Consider the following 23,844-nt stretch of genomic DNA (forward strand, 5'->3'; position numbering starts at 1 on the left):
AGGCCCGGAAAACCCCCTCTGGGTTTGCAAACAGGGCGAGGGCCCGCACGGCCCCTGCGACATCTCACATGCGGAGAGATTCGCGCGGCCCAATGTCCGTTCCGGGGGCCCCGGCAATTGAAACTCGCGCCCCGCTCGGCCATATTGTCCCGCAAAAGCAAAAAGCAACCGGGGCTGCCGAAACGCCCCAGAGCAGTACGGAACAGTAACCATGAAACCTGCGATTGCCGCGACCCTCGCCCTGGCACTCCTGTCCTCCTGCGGCGGGCAATCCTCCCGCAACCGCCATGTCGAGGTGATCCCCGAGGCACGGGGTCCGATCTCGTCGGCCTGCATGCAGTCCGGGCGCAACAGCGCATCCGAGCGGCGCTGCGGCTGCGTTCAGGCCGTAGCCGACGACACGCTCTCGCGTTCCGACCAGCGGCTCGGCGCCAGCTTCTTCGACGACCCCCACAAGGCGCAGGAAATCCGGCAATCGGACAGCGCCAGCAACGAGGCGTTCTGGAAGCGCTGGCGCGAATTCGGTGTTCAGGCCGAGAAGGTCTGCGCCAAGGCCTGAGACCCCGGCCCTAACCCCGGATCAGTGCCCGGCCACCATCGGCGCCGGGCTCAGCCGCGCCAGTCGGATGTCGGCAGTGCGCGCGTGCCCCTCCATCCCCTCGTGGCGCGAGATGTTCGCGGTGGCCTGCGCCAGCGCCGGCAGCGCCTCGTCCTCGACCCGCTGCCAGGTGACGGTCTTGAGGAACTTGTGAACGCTCAGTCCGCCGGTATAGCGCGCCGCGCCAGAGGTCGGCAGCACGTGGTTCGGACCGGCGGCCTTGTCACCAAAGGCAACGGTCGTGTTCTGCCCAAGGAACAGCGACCCGTAAGACGTCAGCCGCTGCTTCCACCACTCAAGATCGCGCGCCTGCACGTGCAGGTGCTCCGGCCCGGCGCGATCCGCAAAGGCGGCCATCGCCTCCGCCCCGTCGCACAACACCACTTCGCCCAGCGCGTCCCATGCGGCGCGGGCAGCCGCCCCGTTCGACTCCGGCAGTTCGGCGATGCAGCGCGGCATCAGCCGCAGCACCTCGCGCGCCAGCGGCTTGTGGGTCGTCACGAGGCAGACCGGCGAGTTCTGCCCGTGCTCCGCCTGTCCGACGAGGTCCCACGCGACCGTCAGCGCATCCGCCGTCTCATCGGCGAGGATCATCGAATCCGTCGGCCCGGCGAACATATCGATCCCGACCGGCCCGAACATCTGCCGCTTGGCCTCCGCCACGAACTGGTTGCCGGGGCCAACGAGGATGTCGGCCGGGGCGCAGCCGAAGAAGCCATGCGCCAGCGCCGCGACCCCCTGCACCCCACCAAGACACAGGATGCGGTCCGCGCCTGCCACCTTCATCGCGTAAAGCACGGCCGGGGCCGGACCACCGGCGCCCCGCGCCGGGGTGCAGGCGATGACCTGACGAACCCCGGCGGTACGCGCCGTGGTGATCGTCATCAGGGCCGAGGCGATATGGGCATAGCGCCCGCCCGGCACGTAGCAGCCCGCCGTGGCGAGCGGGATATGCCGCTGCCCGGCAAACAGTCCGGGGCGCAGTTCGATTTCCATGTCCTGCGCGCTCAGCCGCTGGGCCAGGGCAAAGTCGCGGATGTTCTCGTGGGCATAACGGATATCTGCCTTCAGCCCCTCGTCAAGCTCGGCCTCCGCCGCGACGATCTGCGCCTCGGGGACGACGATGGGACCGGTCCAGCCGTCGAGCCGCGCGGCGTAGTCTATCACCGCCGCCTCGCCCTCACGTTCGATCCGCGCCAGCATCTCGGCCACGACGGCACCCGCGTCGGCCCCGTTTGCCACTGCTGCGCCCTGCGCCGATTTCAGGAACATGTGAGACATTCGACCAATCCTCTTCCAAGCGGCACTTGACCGCTAGCAGGGCTAAATTCACAAAAGGTTAAACTGTTCGGAGCGGAACGATGATCATGAAGGGCGTCACCCTGCGCGGGCTCGAGGTTTTCGCCTCGCTCGCCAAGACCGGATCGGTCGCCCAGACCGCCGAATTGACCGGCCTCAGCCAACCCGCCGTCAGCCAGCAATTGCGTAACCTCGAAGCCGCGCTCGGCACCGATCTCGTCGATCATGCGCGCCGCCCGATGCGGCTCACAGCTGCCGGCCGGAGCTTTCTCGAACGCACCGAGACGGTCCTCTCCGAACTGCGACTGGCGCAGAGCGAGCTGACCGTCATGGACCTGACCCACCTGAGCACGCTGTCCATCGGCGTGATCGACGATTTCGACAACGACCTGACGCCGCGTCTTGCCACCGTCCTTGCCGACAGCCTTACCAAGAGCCGCTTCAAGCTGATCACCGCGTCGAGCCACGAATTGCGCGACGCGATGGCCGAACGCGAGTTGCATATCGCCATCGCGGCCAGCCCCGGGCAGGTGCACGAGGGCATCGTCGAACGCCCGATTATCCGCGACCCCTTCATGCTGGTCGCGCCGCGCGGGATCATCACCGATCCGCAGGCCATCATGGAGCAACTCGCCGACCTGCCGTTCCTGCGCTACGCGCGTGACCAGTTGATCAGCCGTCAGATCGAAGCGCATCTGGCGCGGCAGAAACTCGACTTCGAGGAGCGGTTCGAGATCGGCAGCAACCCGGCCCTGATGGCGATGGTTGCCCGCCGCATCGGCTGGGCCATCACCACCCCGCTCGGCTACATGCGCGCCGTGCGCTTCCAGGACGAGATCGAGGCCTTTCCCCTGCCCTTCGGCGCCTTCTCCCGCACCATATCGCTGTTCTCGCACGCGGACTGGGCCGACCAGGTGCCCCGCGACGTGGCCCAGACCCTGCGGCGTCTGGCGCAGACCCAGATCATCGACCCGTGCCTTACGCGGATGCCGTTCCTCGTGGGCAAACTGCGCGTGATCGAGGCCTGAGAGCCACGCCATAACGCGCTTGTCGTCCCTGATCCCTGTTCGCTGCATCGCCACGAAATCCGCTGTCTCACATGCCCTTTCCTGCAACATGAGAGCACGAGACGGAGGCAAGACAATGGCCAGCTTGCCGTTTTAGGAACAAGATCGTCCAAATTTCACTTTACTTAATCCGGGGCCCCGGGGCGCTCAGGAAAGCGCCGCCTTCAACCCCGCCGCCGCCTCTTCGATCAGGTCCAGCACGCCATCGAAGTCGCGGGTGTAATAGGGGTCGGGCACGTAGCTGGCGCCCGAGTCAGGGGCGTAGTCGGTGAACAACCGCACCGGCGTCGCACTGTCGGAGGGGCGCAGATCCTCGACCGCCTCTCGGTTGTCGTCGTCCATCACCACGATCAGGTCAAAGCGGTCAAAGTCGGCGCGGGTGAACTGCCGCGCGCGCAGGTCCGACAGATCAACGCCACGGGCGTGCGCCGCCTGCTGCATGGCACCATAGGGCGGCTCGCCCACGTGCCAGGAAGACGTACCGGCGCTGTCCGTCCGGGCCTCCGGCATCAGCGCGCGGAACACGCCCTCCGCCGCCGGCGAGCGGCAGATGTTGCCGAGGCAGACAAAGAGCACCCGGGGTCCGGCGGTCTCCGCGCTATGGTTTTCGCTGGGCATGGCCAGGACGCCTCCGATAGGGTGATCGTGTCAGCCAAGTATTACCAAAGAGGTAGACCATTGCTCAAACGTCGATTTCTCTTGCCATTGATCGTGCTCGCCTTTGCCTTGTCTGGCGCAGCCAATGCCGGGGACAATGCATTATCTTACGAGACAGACTGCGTCATGAAGACCTGGGGGCAGTTTCTGGCACCCTATGAACAGACACCCCAGCTGCGTGAGACGATCGACATTGGCGGGGGAAAGACCATTGCCGCTTACGACATGGGGCCGTTGCAGGGTCGTTTCGCCAAGCAATATGTATTCTTTCTTGATGACGGGCAGTGCTTTCGCAAGGCGGTCTCCTTCGGATCATACATGGCGACCGGCATGATGAGGGAACCTCGAATGTATCACGTCGATCTATACACAGAAGATATGCAGGGGCTCCTGGACGTGTCTTCGAAACCGACAAGCTTTCGTACAGCGCGCAAGAAGGCACTGGATGTATTGAAATGAACAAGATCGTCATCCTCACCGGGGCCGGTATCTCGGCCGAGAGTGGCATGGGCACCTTTCGCGACGAGGGCGGACTCTGGGCGCAGCACCGGATCGAGGACGTGGCGACACCCGAGGGGTTTGCCCGCAACCCCGCACTGGTCCAGAACTTCTACAACCTGCGGCGCGTCGCGGCCGCCGAGGCAAAGCCCAATGCCGCCCACGAGGCGTTGGCCCGCCTCCAGCGCGACTGGCCGGGTGAGGTGGTGATCGTGACCCAGAACGTCGATGCCCTGCACGAGGCCGGGGGCGCCACCGGCGTCCTGCACATGCACGGCACCCTCGCCGGGGCCCTCTGCGCCGCCTGCGGTCACCGCTGGCCCGCCCCCGCAGAGATGGCTGTCGGCGAGCCCTGCCCCCAGTGCCACGGCCCGATGGCGCGACCCGACGTGGTCTGGTTCGGCGAGATGCCCTACTACATGAATTTGATCTACGACCACCTCGCCAGCGCGGATCTCTTCGCTGCCATCGGCACCTCGGGTCAGGTCTACCCGGCGGCCGCCTTCGTGCAGGAGGCCAATGCCGCCGGGGCGCATACGGTCGAACTGAACCTCGACCCCTCCGCCGTGGTGTCGGACTTTGCCGAGACCCGGTTCGGCCCGGCCAGCCGGACCGTCCCGGCCTGGGTCGACGAACTGCTGGGCGTCTAGCGGCTCGAATCCACCGGTACTTCGATGTGGATTTCCCCCGCCTTCTCGAAGACCAGCGTCAGCCGCACCATCGTGCCCTCTTCCACGGGGGCGGTGATCCCCATGACCATGACGTGATCGCCGCCGCGCTCCAGCGCGTGCTCGCCGTGGGCCGGCACGGCAAAGCCCCCTTCGACCTCGGTCATCTTAGCCACCCCGTTGGCGTCGATCTGATGCGTGTGCAGCTGCACCATCCGCGCGATCGCGGACGAGGCCGAGACCAGCCGGTCGTCGGTATCGCCATGGTTCTCGATCACCATGAACACCCCGCCCGTGGGCGCGCCGGGGCGCGCCATGCGGAAATAGGGATCGTCGATCGTTATGGTTTCGTCGGCATGGGCCATGCCCGCCAGCAGGGTCGCGGCAAGGCCGCCCAAAACTAGGCTACGGTAAGACATCTTTCACTCCTCGTCGTCTTATCTGGTCTGAACTCTCGGCAAACTCAGACCATGACGGGAGGCGCGCGCGCCGAGACTCCCGGGCGCGGACGGCCCTGGCCGGGAGTGGCGGCGATGTCGAAACTCACCTGCAGCAGGCGCGGTGCCCGCGGCGGCAGCGCCGGCACGGTCGCGACCATGTCGAACAGCGCGAGCGCGCCGTCGGGGCAGTAATGCGGCGGCGCCGTGGGCTGCCCCTTGTCGTCGACGAAAACCATGACCGGCCCGCTGCCGGTACAGAGCGTGATCTGCCCAGCCGCAACCGGGGTGCCCCGGGCCACGGCCAGCCCCTGCCCGGTCACGACCAGCAGCAGGATCAGCGCCAGCGCGGCGCAGTATCTCGGGAAATCACGCATGGTTCCGCCGGTATAGCGGGCGGAAACCGCACCTCACAAGCGCAAACAGCCCCGCCGGATGGCGGGGCCGTGCGTAAGTTCGACGCGGAGAAGGATCAGGCCGAGGCGGCTGCCTTGGCGATCTCTTTCTTCACTTTCAGGACGCGTGCGCTCAGCTCTTCGTCCTTGGCTTTCGCCAGGAACTTGTCGAGACCGCCACGGTGATCGACGCTGCGCAGCGCCGATGCCGAGATGCGCATCTTGATGCCGCGGCCGAGGGTCTCGGACTGCAGCGTGACGTCGTTCAGGTTCGGGAGGAACCGGCGACGGGTTTTGTTGTTGGCGTGGCTGACATTGTTGCCAGTCATCGGGCCTTTTCCGGTCAGTTCGCAGACGCGCGACATTGGATCATCCTCTGGTTCATCAGCGGGCGCGTTCGGAGCCCGGTCAAAACATTTGGGCACCGCCAGCGGCAGCGCCCAGAAATTCGTTTGGTGGCTTTAAGAGGAATCGCCACGAGGGTCAAGGGGCTATCCTCGCCGCACCGCGAAGATGCGCCAGCATCTCCTCCGCCGCACGGGCCGGGGCCAGCCCGCCCTCGGCCACATTGTCCCCCAGCCGCTGCATCAGCGCCCGGTTTTCCGCCGTGCCAAGCTGCGCCAGCAACGCCTGCTCCACCTCCTGCCGGAACCAGTAGCGCGCCTGATCGGCCCGCGCGCGGTCCCAGTGCCCGGCCTCGCGCCGCCATTCGGTCAGCGCCTGCATCTCGTCCCAGGCCTTCGCCAACCCGGTCTCCTCCACCGCCGAGACCATCAGCGCCTTTGGGAAGCCCTCCGGGTCTTGCGGCCGCTTCCTCAGCAACCTCAGCGCCCCCGCGTAATCCGAACAGGTGCGGGTCGCCACCGGCTTCAGGTCGCCATCCGCCTTGTTCACGAGGATCAGGTCGGCCATCTCCATGATGCCGCGCTTGACCCCCTGCAACTCGTCGCCCCCGGCAGGCGCCAGCAGCAGCAGGAACAGGTCCGACATCTCGGCCACCACCGTCTCGGACTGGCCAACACCCACCGTCTCGATCAGCACCAGGTCGAACCCCGCCGCCTCGCACAGCGCCACGGCCTCCCGCGTGCGCCGCGCGACACCGCCAAGGTGACTCTGGCTGGGCGAGGGCCGGATGAAGGCGCTCCGCTCGCGCGCCAGCCGGTCCATCCGCGTCTTGTCGCCGAGGATCGAGCCGCCCGAGCGCGCGCTCGACGGGTCGACCGCCAGCACCGCCACCCTCAGGCCGCGCCCAATCAGCATCATCCCGAAGCTTTCGATGAAGGTCGACTTACCCACCCCCGGCGTGCCCGAGAGGCCGACACGCAGCGCCTGACGGCCTGCCACGGCCAGCCGGTCCAGCAGTTCGGCGGCCTGCGCCCGGTGATCCGCGCGGCGGCTCTCGACCAGCGTGATCGCCCGGGACAGCGCGCGGCGGTCGCCCTTCAAGATGCTGTCACCGAGCTCTGCGATATCCATGCCTGTCGTCCATCTCCCTGCGGGGGCCGGGTTTCATGTCGCGCCAACTGACCAACCGCAACCGCAAATGTCCAGCCCGGGCAGCGGTCGGGCTCGCGATGGCCCTGCTGCTGACGCCTGCCGCAACCGCCGCCGCCGAGCCCCAGCGCTACGCCGTGCGCGCCTTCGGCGTCAGGATTGGTGAACTGACCCTCGCCACCCGCGAGGCCGAGGGCGCCTACACCGCCTCCGCCCGGTTCCGCACCACGGGCCTCGCCGGGGCGCTGGCCCACATCCGCTTCGATATGCGGTCAGAGGGCAAGCTCCACCCGCACCTCGCCCCGCTCTCCTACGGCGAGCAGGTGGAAACCGGGCGGCGCAGCTCCGACGCGACCCTCACCTTCGGCAGCGGCGGGCCGACCCTCTCCGGCGGCCGCGCCGGGGCCGAGGGCCCTGCCGTCCCCGACCGGCTCCAGCGGAATACGGTCGACCCCATGACCGCGCTCTTCGCCGCCCTGCGCCCGCGCCCCCGATCCGCGCTCTGCGACCTCGACCTCGCGGTCTTCGACGGGGCCCGCCTCAATCACCTGTCCCTTGCGCGCGCGTCCGAACAGCCCGGCACGATCACCTGCGCGGGCCGCTTCGACCGCCGCGCCGGATACCCTCCCGAAGAAATGGCGCGCCACCCCGGCTTCTCGATCACTCTCCACTTCTCGGGCCCCCACGACCGGATGCAGGCAACCCGCGCCGAGGTCGAAACCGTCCATGGCCCCGTCACACTCATCCTGCGCTGACGCCCCCAGCCATCTTTTCTCTCCAAATACTCACTCCCGACACCCGCCACGCAGCACCCAAAACCGAGAACAAAGCCTCCCGACTCCAAGGCGCCCCCTCTGGACGCCTCCCGGCCCTTTGGCGATAAGGCGGAGATGAGCCGCACCCTGCCCATCGACACCGCCCTGCCCGATCTCATCGCCGCCCTGCGCGATGCGGGCCGCGCCGTGCTGCAGGCCCCGCCGGGCGCGGGCAAGACGACGCGGGTGCCACTCGCCATGCTCGACGCCGGTCTCACACCACACAAGATCGTCATGCTCGAACCCCGCCGCCTCGCCGCTCGCGCCGCCGCCGAGCGCATGGCCGAGACCTTGGGCCAGCCCGTCGGCCAGACCGTCGGCTACCGCATCCGGGGCGAGGCCAAGGTCGGCAAGGAGACCCGCATCGAGGTGGTGACCGAGGGCATCCTAACCCGGATGCTGCAATCCGCCCCCGACCTGCCCGGCATCGGCGCGGTGATCTTCGACGAATTCCACGAGCGCTCGCTCAACGCCGATTTCGGCCTCGCCCTCTGCCTGGAGGTCGCGGGCGCCCTGCGCGACGACCTGATCCTGCTGGCCATGTCCGCCACCCTCGACGCTGCACCCGTCGCCGCGCTGATGCAGGCGCCCATCGTCACCTCCCAAGGCCGCAGCTTCCCGGTCGAGACCCGGTGGCTCGACCGCCCCCTCGGCCCGAGACCCCGCATCGCCGAGGCGGCCGCCGACCTCGTGGCGCAGGCCGAGAAGGAAACCCGCGCCAACGGCGGTGGGATTCTCGTCTTCCTCCCCGGCGAGGGCGAGATCCGCCGCGTCGAACGCCTCTTGGAGGGCCGCCTGTCCGGCGACTGCACCCTCCGCCCCCTCTATGGCGCCCTCCCCTTCGCCGCCCAGCGCGAGGCGATCCGGCCTCAGGGCAAGGGCCGCAAGGTCGTCCTCTCCACCTCCATCGCCGAAACCTCGCTCACCATCGAGGACGTGCGCGTGGTGGTCGACGCAGGCCAGTCGCGCCGCGCGCGGTTCGACCCCGGCTCCGGCATGTCGCGACTGGTGACCGAGCGCGTCACCCGCGCCGAGGCCGAGCAGCGCCGGGGCCGCGCCGGCAGGGTGGCCGAGGGCACCTGCTACCGCCTCTGGACCCGTGGCGAGGAAGGGGCGCTCGCCGCCTTCCCGTCCGCCGAAATCGAAGCGGCGGACCTCACCGGCCTCGCGCTGGAACTGGCGCTCTGGGGTGGCGACGACCTGCCCTTCCTCACCCAGCCGCCCGAGGGGGCGCTGGCCGAGGCGCGTGCCCTGCTCCACATGCTCGGCGCCCTCGACGCGCAGGGCCGCATTACCGACCACGGCCGCGCGCTGGCTGCCCTCCCGCTGCACCCGCGCCTTGCCCATATGCTGGTGATCGGCGGGCGCGGCGCCGCCGACCTCGCGGCGCTGATGGCCGAGCGCGATCCGCTGCGCGGCGCACCCTCCGACCTGTTGCTGCGGCTCGAGGCCCTGCGCGATCCGGCCCGCTATGGCCGTGAACGCCCCTGGCAGGCAGACCGGGGCGGCGTCGAACGCATCCGAGCCGAGGCGAAACGCCTCGCGCGACAGGCGGGCAACCCGACCGACCTCTCCCCCGCCGCGCTTGCCGCGCTGGCTTACCCCGACCGCATCGGCCAGCGCCGCAAGGGCGACCAGCCTCGCTATGTCCTCTCCGGCGGCAAGGGCGCGGTGATGGCGGAGGGCGACGCGCTCGCCGGGGCACCCTTCATCGTCGCCATCGACACCGACGGCAACCCGCGCGAGGCCAAGGTGCGCATGGCCGCCCAGATCGGCGAGGCCGAGATCCGCGAGTTGTTCGCCGACCAGATCGAGCAGGTCTCGTTCTGCGAATGGTCCAAACGCGACCGCCGCGTGGTGGCACGCCAGCAGGAACGTTTCGGGGCTCTTATCCTAGACGACCGCGCCTGGAAGGACGCCGACGCCGCCGACGTGGCCCGCGCCATGCTCGACGGCGTGCGCGACCTCGGCCTGCGCCTCGACGGCGCGGCGGAACGCTATGCCAAGCGGGTCGAACTGGTCCGCGCCGGGGGCGATGCCCTGCCCGACCTCTCTCTCGACGGCCTTATGGAGAGTCTCGAAGACTGGCTCTTGCCGATGCTGGAAGGTGTCCGCAGCGCCGACGACTGGAAACGCTTCGATCTCCTCCCCGCCCTGCGCGCCATGCTCGACTGGGGCCAGCAGCAGCAGGTGGATCAGGCTGCGCCTGCGCGCTTCACCACGCCACTGGGCCGCGAGGTGGCCATCGACTACGGCTCCGAAGGCCCCGAGATCGCGCTGCGGCTACAGGAACTCTTCGGCGTCACCCGCCATCCGGAGGCGGCAGGCGTACCGCTCAAGATCACCCTGCTCTCCCCCGCCCAGCGCCCGGTGCAGGTCACCCGCGACCTGCCGGGTTTCTGGGCCGGATCCTATGCCGACGTGCGCAAGGACATGCGCGCCGCCTACCCCAAGCACCCCTGGCCCGAGGACCCGACGCAGGCCGATCCGACGCTCAGAGCCAAGCCGCGAAAGGGGTGAGAAGTACGCCGGAAGGTCAGTGCCCGTCCGCGGACGGGCGCTGGCCCGGGGCACTTCGTGCCTGTTTCCGGGCCTGCCCCGCTTATACCTTGTGCCACGGCCCGTGGGTCGCGCCCGGCCGGTCGGTCCGCACGAAGCCATGCGCGCCGAAGAAATCCCGCTGCGCCTGAACAAGGTTCGCCGTCCCCGTCGCCTGCCGCATCGCATCGTACCAGCCGAGTGCGCTGGCGAGCGAGGGCACCGGCAGCCCGGCCTGCATCGCCGCGATCACGGTCGTGCGCAGCGCCGGGACCGTTTCGGCCAGCTTGGCCCGGAACGCGAGCGTCAGGATCAGGTGCCCCTCCGGCATCTCTCCCCGCAGCGCGCCGGCGAGATCGTCCAGCAGCGCCGAGCGGATGATGCACCCCGCCCGCCAGATCTCGGCGATACGCGCGAGGTCCAGCGACCAGCCGAACTCCTCCGACGCCGCCGCCAGCACCCGGAAGCCCTGCGCATGGGTCAGGATGCGCGCCGCCAGCATCGCGGCCTCCAGCGTTGCCTCGTCGGGCAGCTCCGCGCCCTCAGGCCCCGGCAGCATCCCCGAGGCCACGCCCCGCGCCGCCTTTTCCGATGACCAGCTGCGCGCCGCGACCGCGCCTTCGATGGCGGTGGCCGACTGACCGAGCTTCAGCGCTTCGATCACCGTCCAGCGGCCGGTGCCCTTCTGCCCCGCAGTGTCCAGGATCAGGTCCACCATCGGCCTGCCGGTCTCGGGGTCGGTGACGCCCAGCACCTCGGCGGTAATCTCGACAAGAAAACTGTCGAGCGGCCCCTTGCGCCACTCCCCGAACAGCGCGCCGATGCGCGCCGCGTCCCACCCCGCGCCATCGCGCAGCAGACCGTAGACCTCGGCGATGATCTGCATGTCGGCATATTCGATCCCGTTGTGCACCGTCTTGACGAAATGCCCCGCCCCGTCCGGCCCCACGTGGGCAACACAGGGGTCGCCGTTGAACGTCGCGGCGATGGCCTCGGCCATCGGCTGCAACTGGGTCCAGCTGTGATCGGTCCCGCCGACCATCATCGAGGGGCCGTGCCGGGCCCCTTCCTCGCCCCCCGAAACGCCCATGCCGACAAAGTGCAGGCCCGTCCCTTCGAGATCGGCCACGCGGCGACGGGTATCGTTGAAGTCGGCGTTGCCGCCATCAATCAGCGTATCGCCCTCGCCCAGCAGCGGCCGCAGCCGCTCGATCATCCCGTCGACCGGCGCACCCGAGGGGATCATGAAGAGAATGGTGCGCGGCGTCGCGAGGGAGGCGACGAAATCCTCAAGTGTCTCCGAAGGCACGAGGTTGGCGGCAAGCGGCCCCGCTTCGGTGAGGAAAGGCGCGATCCATTCCGGCTCTTGATTGGTGACGGCGGTCCTGATCCCCTTCTCGGCGAGGTTGAGAGCCAGCGCGCTTCCCATCGTGCCCAGCCCGTAGATGCCGATCCTTGCCTCGCCCATCGTTCCACTCCTCTGCCACTCTCAGCAGCTATAAGCCACGGACGCCCCGGCGCAAGGGCGGGCCATGCGCGAAAAACGATCACAATCCCAAAAAATCGACAAAAAAAGAACCTCGGCATTTGCAAAACGAACATGACAGCCTCATATCGTTCCCCAACAAACAAGAACGATCGGCAGTAAGCTGGACATCACCATGACTCGCACCTTCGCCAAAGCCTGGGAACAGGTATTGCGCCCCATGTTGCTTCGCCCGAAACGGGTGCAGGTGGCCGCGCTATGCCTGCGCGACGGGCCGAACGGGGTCGAGGTGCTGCTGATCACCAGCCGCGACACCGGCCGCTGGGTCCTGCCCAAGGGCTGGCCGATGGACGGGCTGAGCGCCGCCAGCGCCGCCCTGACCGAGGCCTGGGAAGAGGCTGGCGTGACCGAGGCCGAGATCGACCCGCGCCCGATCGGCCAGTACCAGTACATGAAGAAGCTCGACTCCGGTGTCCCCCAGCCGGTCGATACCCACGTCTACCGCGTCAAGGTGGGCGACCTCGCCGCCTCCTACCCCGAGAGCGACGAGCGCGTGCGCCGCTGGGTCACCCCCAAGGAGGCCGCAGGCATGGTGCAGGAGCCCGGCCTGCAGGACATTCTGCGCAGCCTCTGAGCGCTGGACAGGGCTCTGCCCTTGCGCTTTGCTCGCAAAGTCTCTAGGCGCTCTGCCCCAACCGAGGCAGTTGCATGACCCAGAAGCAGATCGACAAGACCTGGAAGACACTCGACAAGGATCTGAACAGGATCAGCCAGGTGGAACTGGCTGCGAGCCATGCCGCGCGCCCGATGGTCGCGCCGGGCATCGCGCTGGCCTTCATCGTCATGGCGGGCATCGCGGCGGCCGTTTTCTTCGGCAACTCCCCCAACAGCTTCGTGGTGATCGCGGCGGCCGTCTTCGGCGCCTACATGGCGATCAACATCGGTGCCAACGACGTGGCCAACAACATGGGCCCCGCCGTGGGCGCCCGGGCGCTGACCATGGGCGGCGCGATCGTCATCGCCGCAATCTGTGAAAGCGCCGGGGCGCTTCTGGCGGGTGGCGACGTGGTCACCACCATCTCCAAGAACATCGTCGATGCCAGCGCGATCAGCGATGACCGCATCTTCATCTGGACCATGCTCGCCGCACTGCTGTCCTCCGCCCTCTGGGTCAACCTTGCCACCTGGATCGGCGCGCCGGTCTCGACCACGCACGCGGTGGTCGGCGGGGTCATGGGCGCGGGTATTTCGGCGGCCGGGCTCGGCGCCGTCGACTGGACCACCATGGGCGGGATCGCGGCCAGCTGGGTCATCTCGCCGCTGATGGGCGGCGGCATCGCGGCGGCCTGCCTTGCGCTGATCAAGTGGAAAGTGATCTACCGCGAGGACAAGATCGCCGCAGCCCGCGTCTGGGTGCCGATCCTCGTCGGCCTGATGGCCGGGGCCTTTGCCGCCTATCTCGCCCTCAAGGGCCTGAACCACGTGATCGAGATCAGTATCTCGACCGCGCTCCTGATTGGCGTCGCGCTGGGCTTTGCGACCTGGGCCATCTCGCGTCCGCTGATCCGGCGCCAGTCCGAGGGCATGGAGAACCGCAACAAGTCGCTGAAGACCCTGTTCGGCCTGCCGCTGGTGCTGTCGGCGGGGATGCTGAGTTTCGCCCACGGCGCCAACGATGTCGCCAACGCGGTCGGTCCGCTCGCCGCCATCGTGCACACGGTCCAGTACGGCGATGTCACCTCCGAGGTCGAGCTGCCCGGCTGGGTCATGATGATCGGCGCCGCCGGCATCTCCTTCGGCCTGTTCCTCTTCGGCCCCAAGCTGATCCGCATGGTCGGCAACCAGATCACCAAGCTGAACCCGATGCGGGCCTACTGCGTCGCGCTCTCCGCCGCGCTGACTGTGATCGTGGCAAGCTGGCTCGGCCTGCCTGTCAGCTCCACCCATATCGCGGTGGGCGGCGTGTTCGGCGTGGGGTTCTTCCGCGAATGGTACATGGAACGCCACCTGCGCAAGGTGGTGGGCGACGCCCCGGTCGAGAAGAAGATCGCCTCGGTCGAACGGCGGCGGCGCAAACTGGTACGGCGGTCGCACTTCCTGACCGTGATCGCGGCATGGATCATCACCGTACCGGCAGCGGCCCTGCTCTCGGCGCTCATCTTCATGATCCTGCGCTTTATCACCACGCAGGGCTGAGGCCGCGCCCGGCTCAGCCCGCCTTCACCTTCTTTCGGATCTCCGCCACCGAATAGCGGCGCGGTGCCTGTTGTCCTTCCCCAGACCGCACGAGGTTCAGCACCGCGCTGCAGATCGGCGTGGGCACGCCCTGCGCCTTGCCCAGCCGCACCAGCGCACCCTGCAACGAGTCGACCTCGGTTGGCCGCCCCGCCTCGAAGTCGCGCACCATCGAGGTCCGCGCCTCGGCGTCCACCGCCAGCATGCGCGCGGCGATTACCCGAAACAGCGGCGTCGGCAGGCTCAGCAGCCCCGGAATCGCCCCCGGCGGCAAAGGGGTTCCGGACTGCACCGGCTTGCCCGCCTTGCGCAGCACCGCCAGCCCCTCGGCCATCTGGTCGGCCAGCAGGCCCCGCCACGGGCGCGAAAGCAGCTGCTCGCGGATGGTGAGCCCAGAAAGAGCGTTCAGCGCATTGGTCAGGTTCAGCAGCAGCTTGCCCCACTGGTGGGCAACGATGTCATCGACGAACCGAACCTCCAGCCCCGCCACGTCAAGCTCCAACGCCTCGGCGGAGCGGGGCAGCAGCAGCTCGCCCCCGGTGGCCCGGTGGAACCGCGCCCCGCCCCTCTGCACCACGTTGAACCCGACGACCGAGGGCAGCACCCGCCGCCCCGGCAGGCCGCTTTCCAGCGCGGCGACCGCGTCCATCCCGTTCTGCAGGCTGACCACGGGCACCTCGGGCGCGGCATTCGCGCCGATGGCAATCGCCATCTTGGGCGATCCGGGGGTCTTGACCGCAACAAGGATCACCCCCGCATCGCGCAGGCACTCTGGATTCTCGGAGAGGGTTAGGCTCTCGGCCGCGATCTGGGCGTCGAGCCCGGAGAAATCGGTCAGCGCCAGCCCGTTCGCGGCAATCGGATCGAGGATCGAAGCCCGGCCCAGCAGGGTGACCGGACGCCCCGACGCCGCCAGCAGCCCGCCGACGAAACAGCCGACCGCCCCGGCGCCCGCCACCACGATCCTGTCGCTGTTCATGATCTTCATCCCTCACCCTGCACTTACAGGGGAGGAAACTAAGTCTTGGTCCCGAAATGCAAGCGGCCACGCCAATTTTTGCCGTGCCCGCGCGACACGACCATCCACCCGCGCGGCATTGGACAAAAATTCAACACCTCCCACACGCCGGATGCTGCCGCCCGCCCTTCCTCGCACTAAGAGGATGAACCCCGGTCCGAGCCGCGATAAGAGCGTGCGGACTCCCCGGCCGGGGATACGCCCCGATCTCCGGCCCTCCACGAAAGGCATGAGCATGACCGGACCCGTAATCGCCAACCAGATCGACGCCGCATTCGGCCAGTTGCTCGCCGCACATCCGACCGCCCCGAAAGTGATCGACTGTCTCGACATGGACCGGCCCTGGGAAATCCCGGCCGAGGCTGAAATCCTTATGACCAGCTCGAACGCGAACTGGACAAAGGCCCCCGCAGGCGCCGATCTGCCCGCGCTGAAGTGGGTTCAGACCTATTCGGCGGGCATCGAGATCTACCCGACCTGGCTCAAGCAGGGGCGCATCGTCACCAACGGACGCGGCCTGACCGCGCCGCAGATCGCGGAATACGCGATGGCCGCCATGCTGCTGGTCGAGAAGGACCTTGTCGGCGCGCGCACCACCGCCCCCGAGAACTGGGGGCCGCGCAACTTCGGAACGCTCGAGGGCAAGGTTCTCGGGATCGTCGGATTCGGGGCCATCGGGGCAGAGACGGCCAAGCGGGCCCTCGCCTTCGGCATGGACGTCCACGCCAGCCGCCGCGGCACCTGGAACGACGCACCCGATGGAATCACCCCCTGCGCCTCGCCCGAAGAGGTGATCGAAGGGGCCGACCACCTGCTGCTGGCCGCGCCGCTGACGTCCGAGACCGCCGGGCTGGTCAACGCGGCCTTCCTCGCCCGCGCCAAGCCGGGTCTGCACCTGATCAACGTCGCGCGCGGCGGACTGGTGGTGGATGCCGACCTCGTCAGCGCCCTCGACTCGGGCCAACTCGGCAAGGCGACACTCGACGTGACCTCGCCCGAGCCGCCCGCGCCCGATCATCCGTTCTGGACCCACCCCAAGGTACTGCTCACGCCGCACGAATCCTATTCGGGCGGCTCCGAACGCCAGCGCTTCGAACGCAAGTCGATGGCCAACCTCTCGGCCTTCGTCGAGGGCACCGCGATGATCGACGTGGTCGACCTCGGCCGAGGTTACTGAACTCCAGCCCGCGGATCGGGCGAACGGCACCAGACCCGCGCCCAGTCAGGCCACCGACGGCAAAGAGCCAGCACCTCAAAAGTGCTGGCATTTTTTTCATGGAAACCCGGCTCCAACCGCCGCCGCGCCCATGATTCCATGGCCGGAATCGACGTTCCAAGATCAGAGGATCCGACACGGCAAAGCGACGCCATTCAAGGCGATTTGCGACAGCTTAAATGTGCGGAAAAGGGAAATGGTGCTGCTGGAGAGAATTGAACTCTCGACCTCTCCCTTACCAAGGGAGTGCTCTACCTCTGAGCTACAGCAGCGCCGTGGGCGGGTGATTAGACGCAAACCGAATGGGGTGCAAGGGCAATCTGGACGCTTTTTTCAGGACCGGATAGACAGGGTTCATGGCAGACAAATCCACCCCCTCCAAGACCGCCGAGAAGGAGACGACTCGGGAAGACCGGCTCAAGGCCGCGTTGAAGGCGAATCTGGCGCGACGCAAGGCGCAGGCACGGGCTCGGGCCGGGGGAGAGGACAAAACGGGCAAGGCCGGGGACTAGGGCAGATGGATTCGATTATCGTTACGGGCAATGGCCCGCTGAAAGGGCAAATCCCGATCGCGGGGGCCAAGAACGCGTGTCTCACGCTGATGCCGGCGACGCTTCTGAGCGACGAACCGCTCACGCTGACCAATGCGCCGCGCCTCAGCGACATCCGCACCATGACGGCGCTGCTGGGCTCGCTGGGCGCCGAGGTGTCGAGCCTGCAGGACGGCAAGGTGCTGGCGATGTCGAGCCACGACTTGAACAACCACACCGCCGACTACGACATCGTGCGCAAGATGCGCGCCTCGATTCTCGTGCTCGGCCCGATGCTGGCCCGGGACGGGCAGGCTATCGTCTCGCTGCCCGGCGGCTGCGCCATCGGCGCGCGCCCGGTCGACCTTCACCTCAGGGCGCTGGAGGCCCTCGGAGCCCAGATGGACCTGCGGGACGGTTACGTGCATGCCAAGGCCCCCGGCGGGCTCAAGGGCGGCATCATCGAGTTTCCCTTCGTTTCGGTCGGCGCGACCGAGAACGCCCTTATGGCGGCGACGCTGGCCAAGGGCACCACGGTGATCAAGCGCGCCGCGCGCGAGCCCGAGATCGTCGACCTCGCCCAGTGCCTGCGCAAGATGGGCGCGCAAATCGAAGGCGAAGGCACCGACACCATCACCATTCAGGGGGTGGACCGGCTACATGGCGCGACTCACCCGGTGGTGACCGACCGGATCGAACTCGGCACCTACATGCTGGCCCCCGCGATCTGCGGCGGCGAGGTGGAACTGCTGGGCGGCCGGCGCGACCTGATCGCCGCCTTCTGCGACAAGCTCGACGAGGCGGGTGTCGAGGTCAGCGAGACCGAGAACGGCCTCTCCGTCCGTCGTCGCGACGATCATATCAAGGCGGTGGATGTCACGACCGAGCCCTTCCCGGGCTTCCCCACCGACCTGCAGGCGCAGATGATGGCCCTGATGTGCACCGCCGACGGGGTCAGCGTGCTGGAAGAGAAGATCTTCGAGAATCGCTTCATGCATGCGCCGGAACTGATGCGCATGGGCGCGCAGATCGACGTGCACGGCGGCACCGCGAAGGTGACCGGCGTGAGCAAGCTCAAGGGCGCCCCGGTGATGGCCACCGACCTGCGGGCCAGCGTTTCGCTGATCCTCGCGGGGCTGGCGGCCGAAGGCGAAACCAAGGTCAGCCGCGTCTATCACCTCGACCGCGGATACGAGCACGTGGTGGGCAAGCTCAAGGGCGTGGGCGCACTGATCGAAAGGATCCCGGGACAGTGAGCGAGGACGCAACCTTCGAAGATGGAGCCGAGGCCCCGCTGAACCTCGGCGCGCTGGACGCCGGGGACCTCGAGGTGATCTCGACCCTGGTGCAGGACGCGGTGTTCCCGATCACCGAGATGCGCTGGCGCAAGGCCGAACGCCGCTTTGCCCTGCTGCTGAACCGGTTCCGCTGGGAAGACGAGGACACCGCCCGCCGCCGCGGCCGCGACTTCGAACGTGTGCAGTCGCTGCTGGCCTTCGACAACGTCCTCAAGGTGGCGAGCCAGGGGCTGGACCGCGGCGACAAGGATATCGTCCTCTCACTGCTGTCGGTGACCTTCGAGCCCGGCGAGGACGGAGACGGGACCGTCCTTCTTACGCTGGCCGGGGATGGCGCCATTCGCCTCGAAGTCGAGGCTCTGGAAGCGGTTCTGAAGGACGTCACCCGCCCCTATATCGCTCCGTCGCACCATGCGCCGGAACATGACGGCTGAGATCACGGTCCGGCGCATGACGCCGGACGACCTCGCCAGCTGGCGCTGGCTCAGACGCGACGGCCTCACACGATTCCCCGGGGCGTTCATCCTCTCCATCGACGAGTACGAGGCCCGGACGGACGAGGTCGAGGTCGATTTCCTGCGGCATGGCCTCGTGCATGGGGTCTTCGACGGAACCAGACCCCTCGGGATGGCCGCCCTGCGCATCATGCCCTTTGCCCGCGCCCGCCACCGCGCCGAGGTCGGGCCGTTCTACATGGTGCCGGAGGCGCAGGGCACCGGCGCGGCCGACCTGTTGATGGAAGCGCTGGTGACCCATGCCCGCGAGCTTGGCATCACGCAGCTTGAGCTGTCGGTGGCCGCCGACAATCCGCGCGCGGTGCGCTTCTACGAACGCCACGGGTTCCGGCAGGAAGGGCGGCTGCCCAACGCGGTCATGATGCCCGAAGGTCCGCAGACCGACCTGTTCTGCGTCCGTCTGCTGTAACCCGCCGACGGGGGGGGCGCCCCCCGCCCTGCAGCCCCCGCTTGAGAAGCGTCCCCGAGGCGGCTATGGCAGGGCAAGTTCAGGAGTACCGCCATGCCCGTCTTTCTCGACACCACCGACGCCGGCTTCGAAGCCGCATTCACCGACCTGCTCTCGGCCAAGCGCGAGGACAGCCCGGACGTGGACGAGACCGTTGCCGCGATCATCGCGGACGTGCGCGAGCGGGGCGATGCGGCGGTGATCGAACTGACGGCGAAATTCGACCGGATCGAGCTGACGCCGGACCGGCTGGCCTTCAGCGCCGACGAAGTGGCCGATGCCATCGAGCGGGTCACGCCTGACGACCGCGCCGCACTGGAACTCGCTGCCGCGCGCATCCGCGCCTACCACGAGAAACAGCTTCCCGAAGACGCATCCTGGACCGACGCGGCCGGGGCCACGCTCGGCTGGCGCTGGACGCCGGTTTCCGCCGCCGGGCTCTACGTTCCGGGCGGGCTGGCCTCCTATCCGTCGTCCGTGCTGATGAACGCCATTCCCGCCAAGGTCGCGGGCGTCGAGCGCATCGCGATCACCGTGCCGACACCCGATGGCGAGGTGAATCCGCTGGTCCTGCTGGCCGCGCACCTGTCGGGCGTGACCGAGATCTACCGTGTCGGCGGTGCTCAGGCGATCGCGGCCCTTGCCTACGGGACCAAGACGATCCGGCCGGTCGACAAGATCACCGGCCCCGGCAACGCCTTCGTCGCGGCGGCCAAGCGGCGCGTCTTCGGCAAGGTCGGGATCGACATGATCGCCGGCCCCTCCGAGATCCTCGTGATCGCCGACCGCGAGAACGACCCGGACTGGCTGGCGCTCGACCTGATGAGCCAGGCGGAACACGACGAAAGCGCGCAGTCGATCCTGATCACCGACGATGCCGAGTTTGGCCGCGCGGTGGCCGAGGCCGTCGACAAACGGCTGACGACCCTGCAGCGGCGCAAGATCGCGGGCGCAAGCTGGCGCGACTTCGGAGCCGTAATCACCGTGCGCGACCTCGACGAGGCGGCGGCGCTCTCCAACCGGATCGCACCGGAGCACCTCGAACTCTGCGTGGCCGACCCCGAGGCACTGGCGGAAAAGACCGTGCACGCCGGGGCCATCTTCCTCGGGCGCTGGACGCCGGAAGCCATCGGCGACTATGTCGGCGGCCCCAACCACGTGCTGCCCACGGCCCGCTCGGCCCGGTTCTCCTCGGGCCTCTCGGTGATGGATTTCGTCAAGCGCACCACGCTGGCCCGGATGACGCCCGAAGCGCTCGGCGCCATCGGCCCGGCCGCCGAGGCACTGGCGACCTCCGAAAGCCTCGAGGCGCACGGCCTCTCGGTCACCGCCCGGCTGGCGCAGTTGAACCGCTGACGGCGGGGCTGCGCCGCGGGTAATTGCTGCATTGCCACAGGATCCCTGCCGCGCTAGCAAAGAGCGCAGGAACTGCCAAAGAAGCGATGCCCATGTCCCGGATCAGCGAAATCCAGCTCGACGATTCCAACCTGCCGCCCCCCACGCCCGAGATCGAGCAGGAGCGGCGGGTCGCCATGTACGACCTGCTGGAAGACAACTCCTTCGTCCTGCCCGCCCGTGACGGGCGCGCGGCCCCCGAGGGGCCCTACAAGCTCAACCTCGCGATCCGCGACAAGCGGCTGGTGTTCGATGTCGAGACCTCGGACGAGTCGAAGGTGGCCGAGTTCCACCTGTCGCTCGGGCCGTTCCGTCAGGTCGTGAAGGACTACTTCCAGATCTGCAAAAGCTACTTCGACGCGGTGAAGACCCTGCCGCCCAGCCAGATCGAGACGATCGACATGGCGCGGCGCGGCATTCACAACGAGGGCAGCCGGGTCCTGCAGGAACGGCTGGAGGGCAAGGTGGAGGTGGATGCCGATACAGCCCGGCGCCTGTTCACCCTGATCTGCGTGCTGCACTTCGGAGCCTAGATGTCGGACCCGCTTCCGCAGTCTGTCCTCTTCTGCTGCGATCACAACGCGGTCCGCTCGCCCATGGCCGAGGCGATCATGAAGAAGTTCTACGGCACCGACACCTACGTTCAGTCGGTCGGCGTCCACAACGACCTCGAGATCGACGGGTTCACCATCGCCGTGTGCCAAGAGATGGACGTGGAACTCTCGCGCCACCGCTCCCGCTCGTTCGACGAGATGGAGCAATGGGGCGACGATCTCAGTTCCTTCGACCTCGTGGTCGCCCTCTCCCCCGCCAGCCAGCGCCGCGCGCTGGAGCTGACGCGGTTCTTTCACCTCGACGTGGAATACTGGCCCATCCTCGACCCGACCGGCCTTGGCGAGACCCGCGAGGAAAAGCTCGCCCAGTACCGCCGCACCCGCGACCAGATCATCGACCGGCTCAAGGATCGCTTCGGCGAACCGACCGAAGTTCAATAACGGCCGCAAAGGCCCGACCACCCTCCCAACAAGGACAAGCGAATGAGTATCGTCGAAACCTATTTCAAAGCCTTCAACGCCGGTGACACCGACGCGATGCTGGACTGCCTGACCGACGACGTGGCGCACCACGTGAACGAGGGAAAGATCCGCAGCGGCAAGGCGCTGTTCAAGGAATTCAACGACCACATGACCCGCTGCTACAAGGAAGAGCTGACCGACATGGTCATCTTCGAGGGCGCGAACGGCACCCGCGCGGCAGCGGAGTTCATCGTGAACGGCACCTACCTTGCCACCGATTCGGGCCTGCCGGAGGCCAAGGGCCAGACCTATCGCCTGCCCGGCGGCTCCTTCTTCGACATCCGCGACGGCAAGATTGCGCGCGTGACGACCTACTACAACCTCGCCGACTGGATCGCGCAGGTGTCATGATCGAAACCCGCGTCCTCACCGGTGCGGACCTCGACGCGGCGCTGGACGATGTCGCGGCGCTGCGCATCAGGGTGTTCCGGGACTGGCCCTATCTCTACGACGGCGACGTGGCCTACGAGCGGCGCTATCTCGAGACCTACCGCACCAGTCCCGGCGCCGTTCTGGTCGGTGCCTTCGAAGGCGGCCGGCTGGTGGGGGCCGCCACCGGCACACCGCTGGTCGAACACGCCGACGAGTTCGCCGAGGCCTTCGAGGCGACCGACATCGAGATTTCCTCGGTCTTCTACTGCGCCGAGTCGGTGCTGCTGGCGGGATACCGGGGCCAGGGCATCGGACACCGCTTCTTCGACCTGCGCGAGGCACACGCCAAGGCCCTAGGCTTCGACCGCAGCGCCTTCTGCGCGGTGATCCGGCCCGCGAACCATCCGCTCAAGCCAAAGAGCTATCGTCCGCTCGACGGGTTCTGGCAGGCGCGCGGCTATCGCCCGCTGCCCGGTGTGGTGGCAAAGTTCGGCTGGAAAGACCTCGATGCGAAAGAAGAGACCTTCAAACCGATGCAATTCTGGTTGAAATCCGGCCTCTGATCTGGCCGATTGGCCCCAAGCCGAAAGGAGCCACCCATGAAGATCGCCACCTCCGCCTACCCGCTCGACTTCTTCGACAGCTGGGCCGCCTACGAGGACAAGATGGGCAAATGGGTGTCCGAAGCGGCGGGCAACGGGGCCGAACTCCTCGTGTTCCCCGAATATGGCGCGATGGAGCTGGCGACGCTCGCCGGCACCAACGTCGCCGCCGATCTCGAAGCCTCGCTCTTTGCCGTGTCCGACCGGATGGAGGATGCCAACAAGGTGCTGGGCAAGCTGGCGGCAGAATACAACGTGCATATCCTCGGCCCCTCCGGTCCGGTGGCCATGCCCGATTCCCGCCCGGTGAACCGCGCCTACTTCTTCTCTCCCGATGGCAAGGTCGACCATCAGGACAAGCAGATCATGACCATGTTCGAGCGCGACCCCTGGGACGTGACCGGGGGCGGTCCGCTCAAGGTCTTCGAGACCAGGCTCGGCAAGTTCGGCGTCCTGATCTGCTATGACAGCGAATTCCCGCAGTTCGGCCGCGCCCTTCAGGACATCGACTTCCTGCTGGTCCCCTCCTGTACCGAAGCGCTCGCAGGCTACTGGCGCGTCCGCATCGGCGCGATGGCGCGGGCGCTCGAAAACCAGTGTGTTTCCATCATGTCCTCGGTCAACGGCGAGGCCCCGTGGTCCGAGGCGGTCGAGACCTGCATCGGGGCTGGCGGCGTCTATGGCCCGCCCGATACCGGCTTTCCGTCGGACGGCGTGATCGCCGTGGGAGAGATCGGACGCTCCGGCTGGACCTATGCCGAGATCGACCGGGAGGCCGTCGCCCACGTCCGCAACGATGGCGTCGTGCGCAACCGCACGCATTGGGCCGAACAGTCCGGCCGCTCGGATTCGGTAACAATCGTCGATTTCCACTGATTGTGGACTTGAAAACCCCGGGGTTTAAGCCCATTTAAGCGCACGGTCCGCAGACTGGCGGGCTTTACGCAATGGAGACATCATGGCCAAGGAAGACACTCTCGAATTCCCCGGCGTCGTGAAGGAACTCCTGCCGAATGCGACATTCCGGGTCGAGCTCGAGAACGGCCATGAAATCATCGCACATACGGCAGGCAAGATGCGCAAGAACCGCATCCGTGTTCTGGCCGGCGACAAGGTGCAGGTCGAAATGACCCCCTACGATCTGACCAAGGGTCGGATCAACTATCGCTTCAAGTAAGCGCCGCGCG

At 67.6% G+C, this 23,844-nt stretch carries 28 protein-coding genes and 1 tRNA gene; 20 read left to right on the forward strand and 9 right to left on the reverse strand.

The window, feature by feature from the left end; all coding sequences use genetic code 11:
• Positions 1–211: 211 nt before the first annotated feature.
• Entirely contained in the window at positions 212–559 is a 348-nt protein-coding gene (locus DDT93_RS11250; protein WP_109465944.1) for a hypothetical protein, read from the forward strand.
• A 21-nt stretch (positions 560–580) separates the two neighbouring features.
• On the opposite strand, the gene hisD (DDT93_RS11255) is transcribed toward DDT93_RS11250, so the two are convergent.
• Complete coding sequence (gene hisD / locus DDT93_RS11255) at positions 581–1,879, reverse strand: histidinol dehydrogenase (protein WP_109465945.1); 1,299 nt, start codon at positions 1,877–1,879, stop codon at positions 581–583.
• Between the two features lie 80 nt (positions 1,880–1,959).
• Here hisD (DDT93_RS11255) and DDT93_RS11260 point away from each other — a divergent pair, with 80 nt between their 5' ends.
• Positions 1,960–2,925 carry a LysR family transcriptional regulator gene (locus DDT93_RS11260; RefSeq protein WP_109465946.1) on the forward strand — a complete coding sequence of 322 codons (966 nt, stop codon included), beginning with the start codon at positions 1,960–1,962 and terminating at the stop codon, positions 2,923–2,925.
• Positions 2,926–3,111: 186 nt separating this feature from the next.
• Here DDT93_RS11260 and DDT93_RS11265 read toward each other — a convergent pair whose 3' ends face one another.
• A complete protein-coding gene (locus DDT93_RS11265; protein WP_109465947.1) occupies positions 3,112–3,582 on the reverse strand; it encodes a low molecular weight protein-tyrosine-phosphatase in 471 nt (156 codons plus the stop codon).
• A gap of 60 nt (positions 3,583–3,642) precedes the next feature.
• Between DDT93_RS11265 and DDT93_RS11270 the strand changes: the two genes are divergently transcribed.
• Positions 3,643–4,080 (forward strand): hypothetical protein, encoded by a 438-nt coding sequence (locus DDT93_RS11270; protein ID WP_109465948.1) that lies wholly within the window; start codon positions 3,643–3,645, stop codon positions 4,078–4,080.
• A complete protein-coding gene (locus DDT93_RS11275; protein WP_109465949.1) occupies positions 4,077–4,769 on the forward strand; it encodes an NAD-dependent deacylase in 693 nt (230 codons plus the stop codon). Before DDT93_RS11270 ends, DDT93_RS11275 begins: the two co-directional genes overlap by 4 nt.
• On the opposite strand, the gene DDT93_RS11280 is transcribed toward DDT93_RS11275, so the two are convergent.
• The 4 genes from DDT93_RS11280 to meaB form a co-directional block, all read right to left on the reverse strand.
• The gene (locus DDT93_RS11280) at positions 4,766–5,206 is read right to left on the reverse strand and encodes a copper chaperone PCu(A)C (protein WP_109465950.1); all 441 of its coding nucleotides are present in this window, start codon (positions 5,204–5,206) and stop codon (positions 4,766–4,768) included. The two genes, DDT93_RS11275 and DDT93_RS11280, sit on opposite strands and share 4 nt — an antisense overlap.
• Before the next feature lie 44 nt (positions 5,207–5,250).
• Positions 5,251–5,601, reverse strand: coding sequence for a hypothetical protein (locus DDT93_RS11285; protein ID WP_109465951.1), 351 nt, complete (start codon positions 5,599–5,601; stop codon positions 5,251–5,253).
• Positions 5,602–5,696: 95 nt separating this feature from the next.
• Positions 5,697–5,984 (reverse strand): 50S ribosomal protein L28, encoded by a 288-nt coding sequence (gene rpmB / locus DDT93_RS11290; RefSeq protein WP_109465952.1) that lies wholly within the window; start codon positions 5,982–5,984, stop codon positions 5,697–5,699.
• A 118-nt stretch (positions 5,985–6,102) separates the two neighbouring features.
• Complete coding sequence (meaB, locus tag DDT93_RS11295; RefSeq protein WP_109465953.1) at positions 6,103–7,095, reverse strand: methylmalonyl Co-A mutase-associated GTPase MeaB; 993 nt, start codon at positions 7,093–7,095, stop codon at positions 6,103–6,105.
• Positions 7,096–7,130: 35 nt separating this feature from the next.
• Between meaB and DDT93_RS11300 the strand changes: the two genes are divergently transcribed.
• Together DDT93_RS11300 and hrpB are read left to right on the forward strand one after the other, a co-directional pair.
• A complete protein-coding gene (locus DDT93_RS11300; protein ID WP_109465954.1) occupies positions 7,131–7,868 on the forward strand; it encodes a DUF3108 domain-containing protein in 738 nt (245 codons plus the stop codon).
• Positions 7,869–8,003: 135 nt separating this feature from the next.
• Complete coding sequence (hrpB, locus tag DDT93_RS11305; RefSeq protein WP_109465955.1) at positions 8,004–10,448, forward strand: ATP-dependent helicase HrpB; 2,445 nt, start codon at positions 8,004–8,006, stop codon at positions 10,446–10,448.
• Positions 10,449–10,530: 82 nt separating this feature from the next.
• Here the strand turns inward: hrpB and gndA are convergent, their stop codons facing one another.
• The gene (gndA, locus tag DDT93_RS11310; protein WP_109465956.1) at positions 10,531–11,934 is read right to left on the reverse strand and encodes an NADP-dependent phosphogluconate dehydrogenase; all 1,404 of its coding nucleotides are present in this window, start codon (positions 11,932–11,934) and stop codon (positions 10,531–10,533) included.
• A gap of 193 nt (positions 11,935–12,127) precedes the next feature.
• On the opposite strand from gndA, the gene DDT93_RS11315 reads away from it, so the two are divergent.
• Both DDT93_RS11315 and DDT93_RS11320 read left to right on the forward strand, forming a co-directional pair.
• The gene (locus DDT93_RS11315; protein WP_109465957.1) at positions 12,128–12,586 is read left to right on the forward strand and encodes an NUDIX hydrolase; all 459 of its coding nucleotides are present in this window, start codon (positions 12,128–12,130) and stop codon (positions 12,584–12,586) included.
• Between the two features lie 74 nt (positions 12,587–12,660).
• Positions 12,661–14,148 (forward strand): inorganic phosphate transporter, encoded by a 1,488-nt coding sequence (locus DDT93_RS11320; protein ID WP_109465958.1) that lies wholly within the window; start codon positions 12,661–12,663, stop codon positions 14,146–14,148.
• A gap of 13 nt (positions 14,149–14,161) precedes the next feature.
• Here the strand turns inward: DDT93_RS11320 and DDT93_RS11325 are convergent, their stop codons facing one another.
• Complete coding sequence (locus DDT93_RS11325; protein ID WP_109465959.1) at positions 14,162–15,166, reverse strand: 2-dehydropantoate 2-reductase; 1,005 nt, start codon at positions 15,164–15,166, stop codon at positions 14,162–14,164.
• A gap of 274 nt (positions 15,167–15,440) precedes the next feature.
• Between DDT93_RS11325 and DDT93_RS11330 the strand changes: the two genes are divergently transcribed.
• Entirely contained in the window at positions 15,441–16,382 is a 942-nt protein-coding gene (locus DDT93_RS11330; protein WP_157960151.1) for an NAD(P)-dependent oxidoreductase, read from the forward strand.
• A 236-nt stretch (positions 16,383–16,618) separates the two neighbouring features.
• Here DDT93_RS11330 and DDT93_RS11335 read toward each other — a convergent pair.
• A tRNA-Thr gene (locus tag DDT93_RS11335) sits at positions 16,619–16,693 on the reverse strand.
• A gap of 84 nt (positions 16,694–16,777) precedes the next feature.
• On the opposite strand from DDT93_RS11335, the gene DDT93_RS26735 reads away from it, so the two are divergent.
• From DDT93_RS26735 to infA, 11 genes are all read left to right on the forward strand, one after another.
• Positions 16,778–16,933 carry a hypothetical protein gene (locus DDT93_RS26735; protein WP_198654826.1) on the forward strand — a complete coding sequence of 52 codons (156 nt, stop codon included), beginning with the start codon at positions 16,778–16,780 and terminating at the stop codon, positions 16,931–16,933.
• 5 nt (positions 16,934–16,938) lie between these two features.
• Positions 16,939–18,207 carry a UDP-N-acetylglucosamine 1-carboxyvinyltransferase gene (murA, locus tag DDT93_RS11340; protein ID WP_109465961.1) on the forward strand — a complete coding sequence of 423 codons (1,269 nt, stop codon included), beginning with the start codon at positions 16,939–16,941 and terminating at the stop codon, positions 18,205–18,207.
• Entirely contained in the window at positions 18,204–18,683 is a 480-nt protein-coding gene (locus tag DDT93_RS11345; RefSeq protein ID WP_109465962.1) for a DUF2948 family protein, read from the forward strand. Before murA ends, DDT93_RS11345 begins: the two co-directional genes overlap by 4 nt.
• On the forward strand, positions 18,673–19,173 hold the full coding sequence (locus DDT93_RS11350; RefSeq protein WP_157960152.1) for a GNAT family N-acetyltransferase: 501 nt from the start codon (positions 18,673–18,675) through the stop codon (positions 19,171–19,173). The genes DDT93_RS11345 and DDT93_RS11350 overlap by 11 nt, the downstream gene beginning before the upstream one ends.
• A 93-nt stretch (positions 19,174–19,266) precedes the next feature.
• Positions 19,267–20,568: a histidinol dehydrogenase gene (gene hisD, locus DDT93_RS11355; RefSeq protein WP_109465964.1), complete on the forward strand. Its 1,302-nt coding sequence runs from the start codon at positions 19,267–19,269 to the stop codon at positions 20,566–20,568.
• Between the two features lie 86 nt (positions 20,569–20,654).
• A complete protein-coding gene (locus DDT93_RS11360) occupies positions 20,655–21,140 on the forward strand; it encodes a UPF0262 family protein (protein WP_269800947.1) in 486 nt (161 codons plus the stop codon).
• Entirely contained in the window at positions 21,141–21,602 is a 462-nt protein-coding gene (locus DDT93_RS11365) for an arsenate-mycothiol transferase ArsC (protein ID WP_109465966.1), read from the forward strand. It begins immediately after the preceding gene.
• Positions 21,603–21,644: 42 nt separating this feature from the next.
• Positions 21,645–22,034, forward strand: a complete 390-nt coding sequence (locus DDT93_RS11370; protein WP_109465967.1) for a ketosteroid isomerase-related protein — start codon at positions 21,645–21,647, stop codon at positions 22,032–22,034.
• Positions 22,031–22,618, forward strand: a complete 588-nt coding sequence (locus DDT93_RS11375) for a GNAT family N-acetyltransferase (RefSeq protein WP_109465968.1) — start codon at positions 22,031–22,033, stop codon at positions 22,616–22,618. Before DDT93_RS11370 ends, DDT93_RS11375 begins: the two co-directional genes overlap by 4 nt.
• A 36-nt stretch (positions 22,619–22,654) precedes the next feature.
• On the forward strand, positions 22,655–23,533 hold the full coding sequence (locus DDT93_RS11380; RefSeq protein WP_109465969.1) for a carbon-nitrogen hydrolase family protein: 879 nt from the start codon (positions 22,655–22,657) through the stop codon (positions 23,531–23,533).
• Between the two features lie 82 nt (positions 23,534–23,615).
• A complete protein-coding gene (gene infA, locus DDT93_RS11385; RefSeq protein WP_005978431.1) occupies positions 23,616–23,834 on the forward strand; it encodes a translation initiation factor IF-1 in 219 nt (72 codons plus the stop codon).
• The last annotated feature ends 10 nt before the right edge of the window (positions 23,835–23,844 follow it).

The sequence above is a fragment of the Albibacillus kandeliae genome (assembly GCF_003116585.1).
Classification (GTDB): domain Bacteria; phylum Pseudomonadota; class Alphaproteobacteria; order Rhodobacterales; family Rhodobacteraceae; genus Albibacillus; species Albibacillus kandeliae.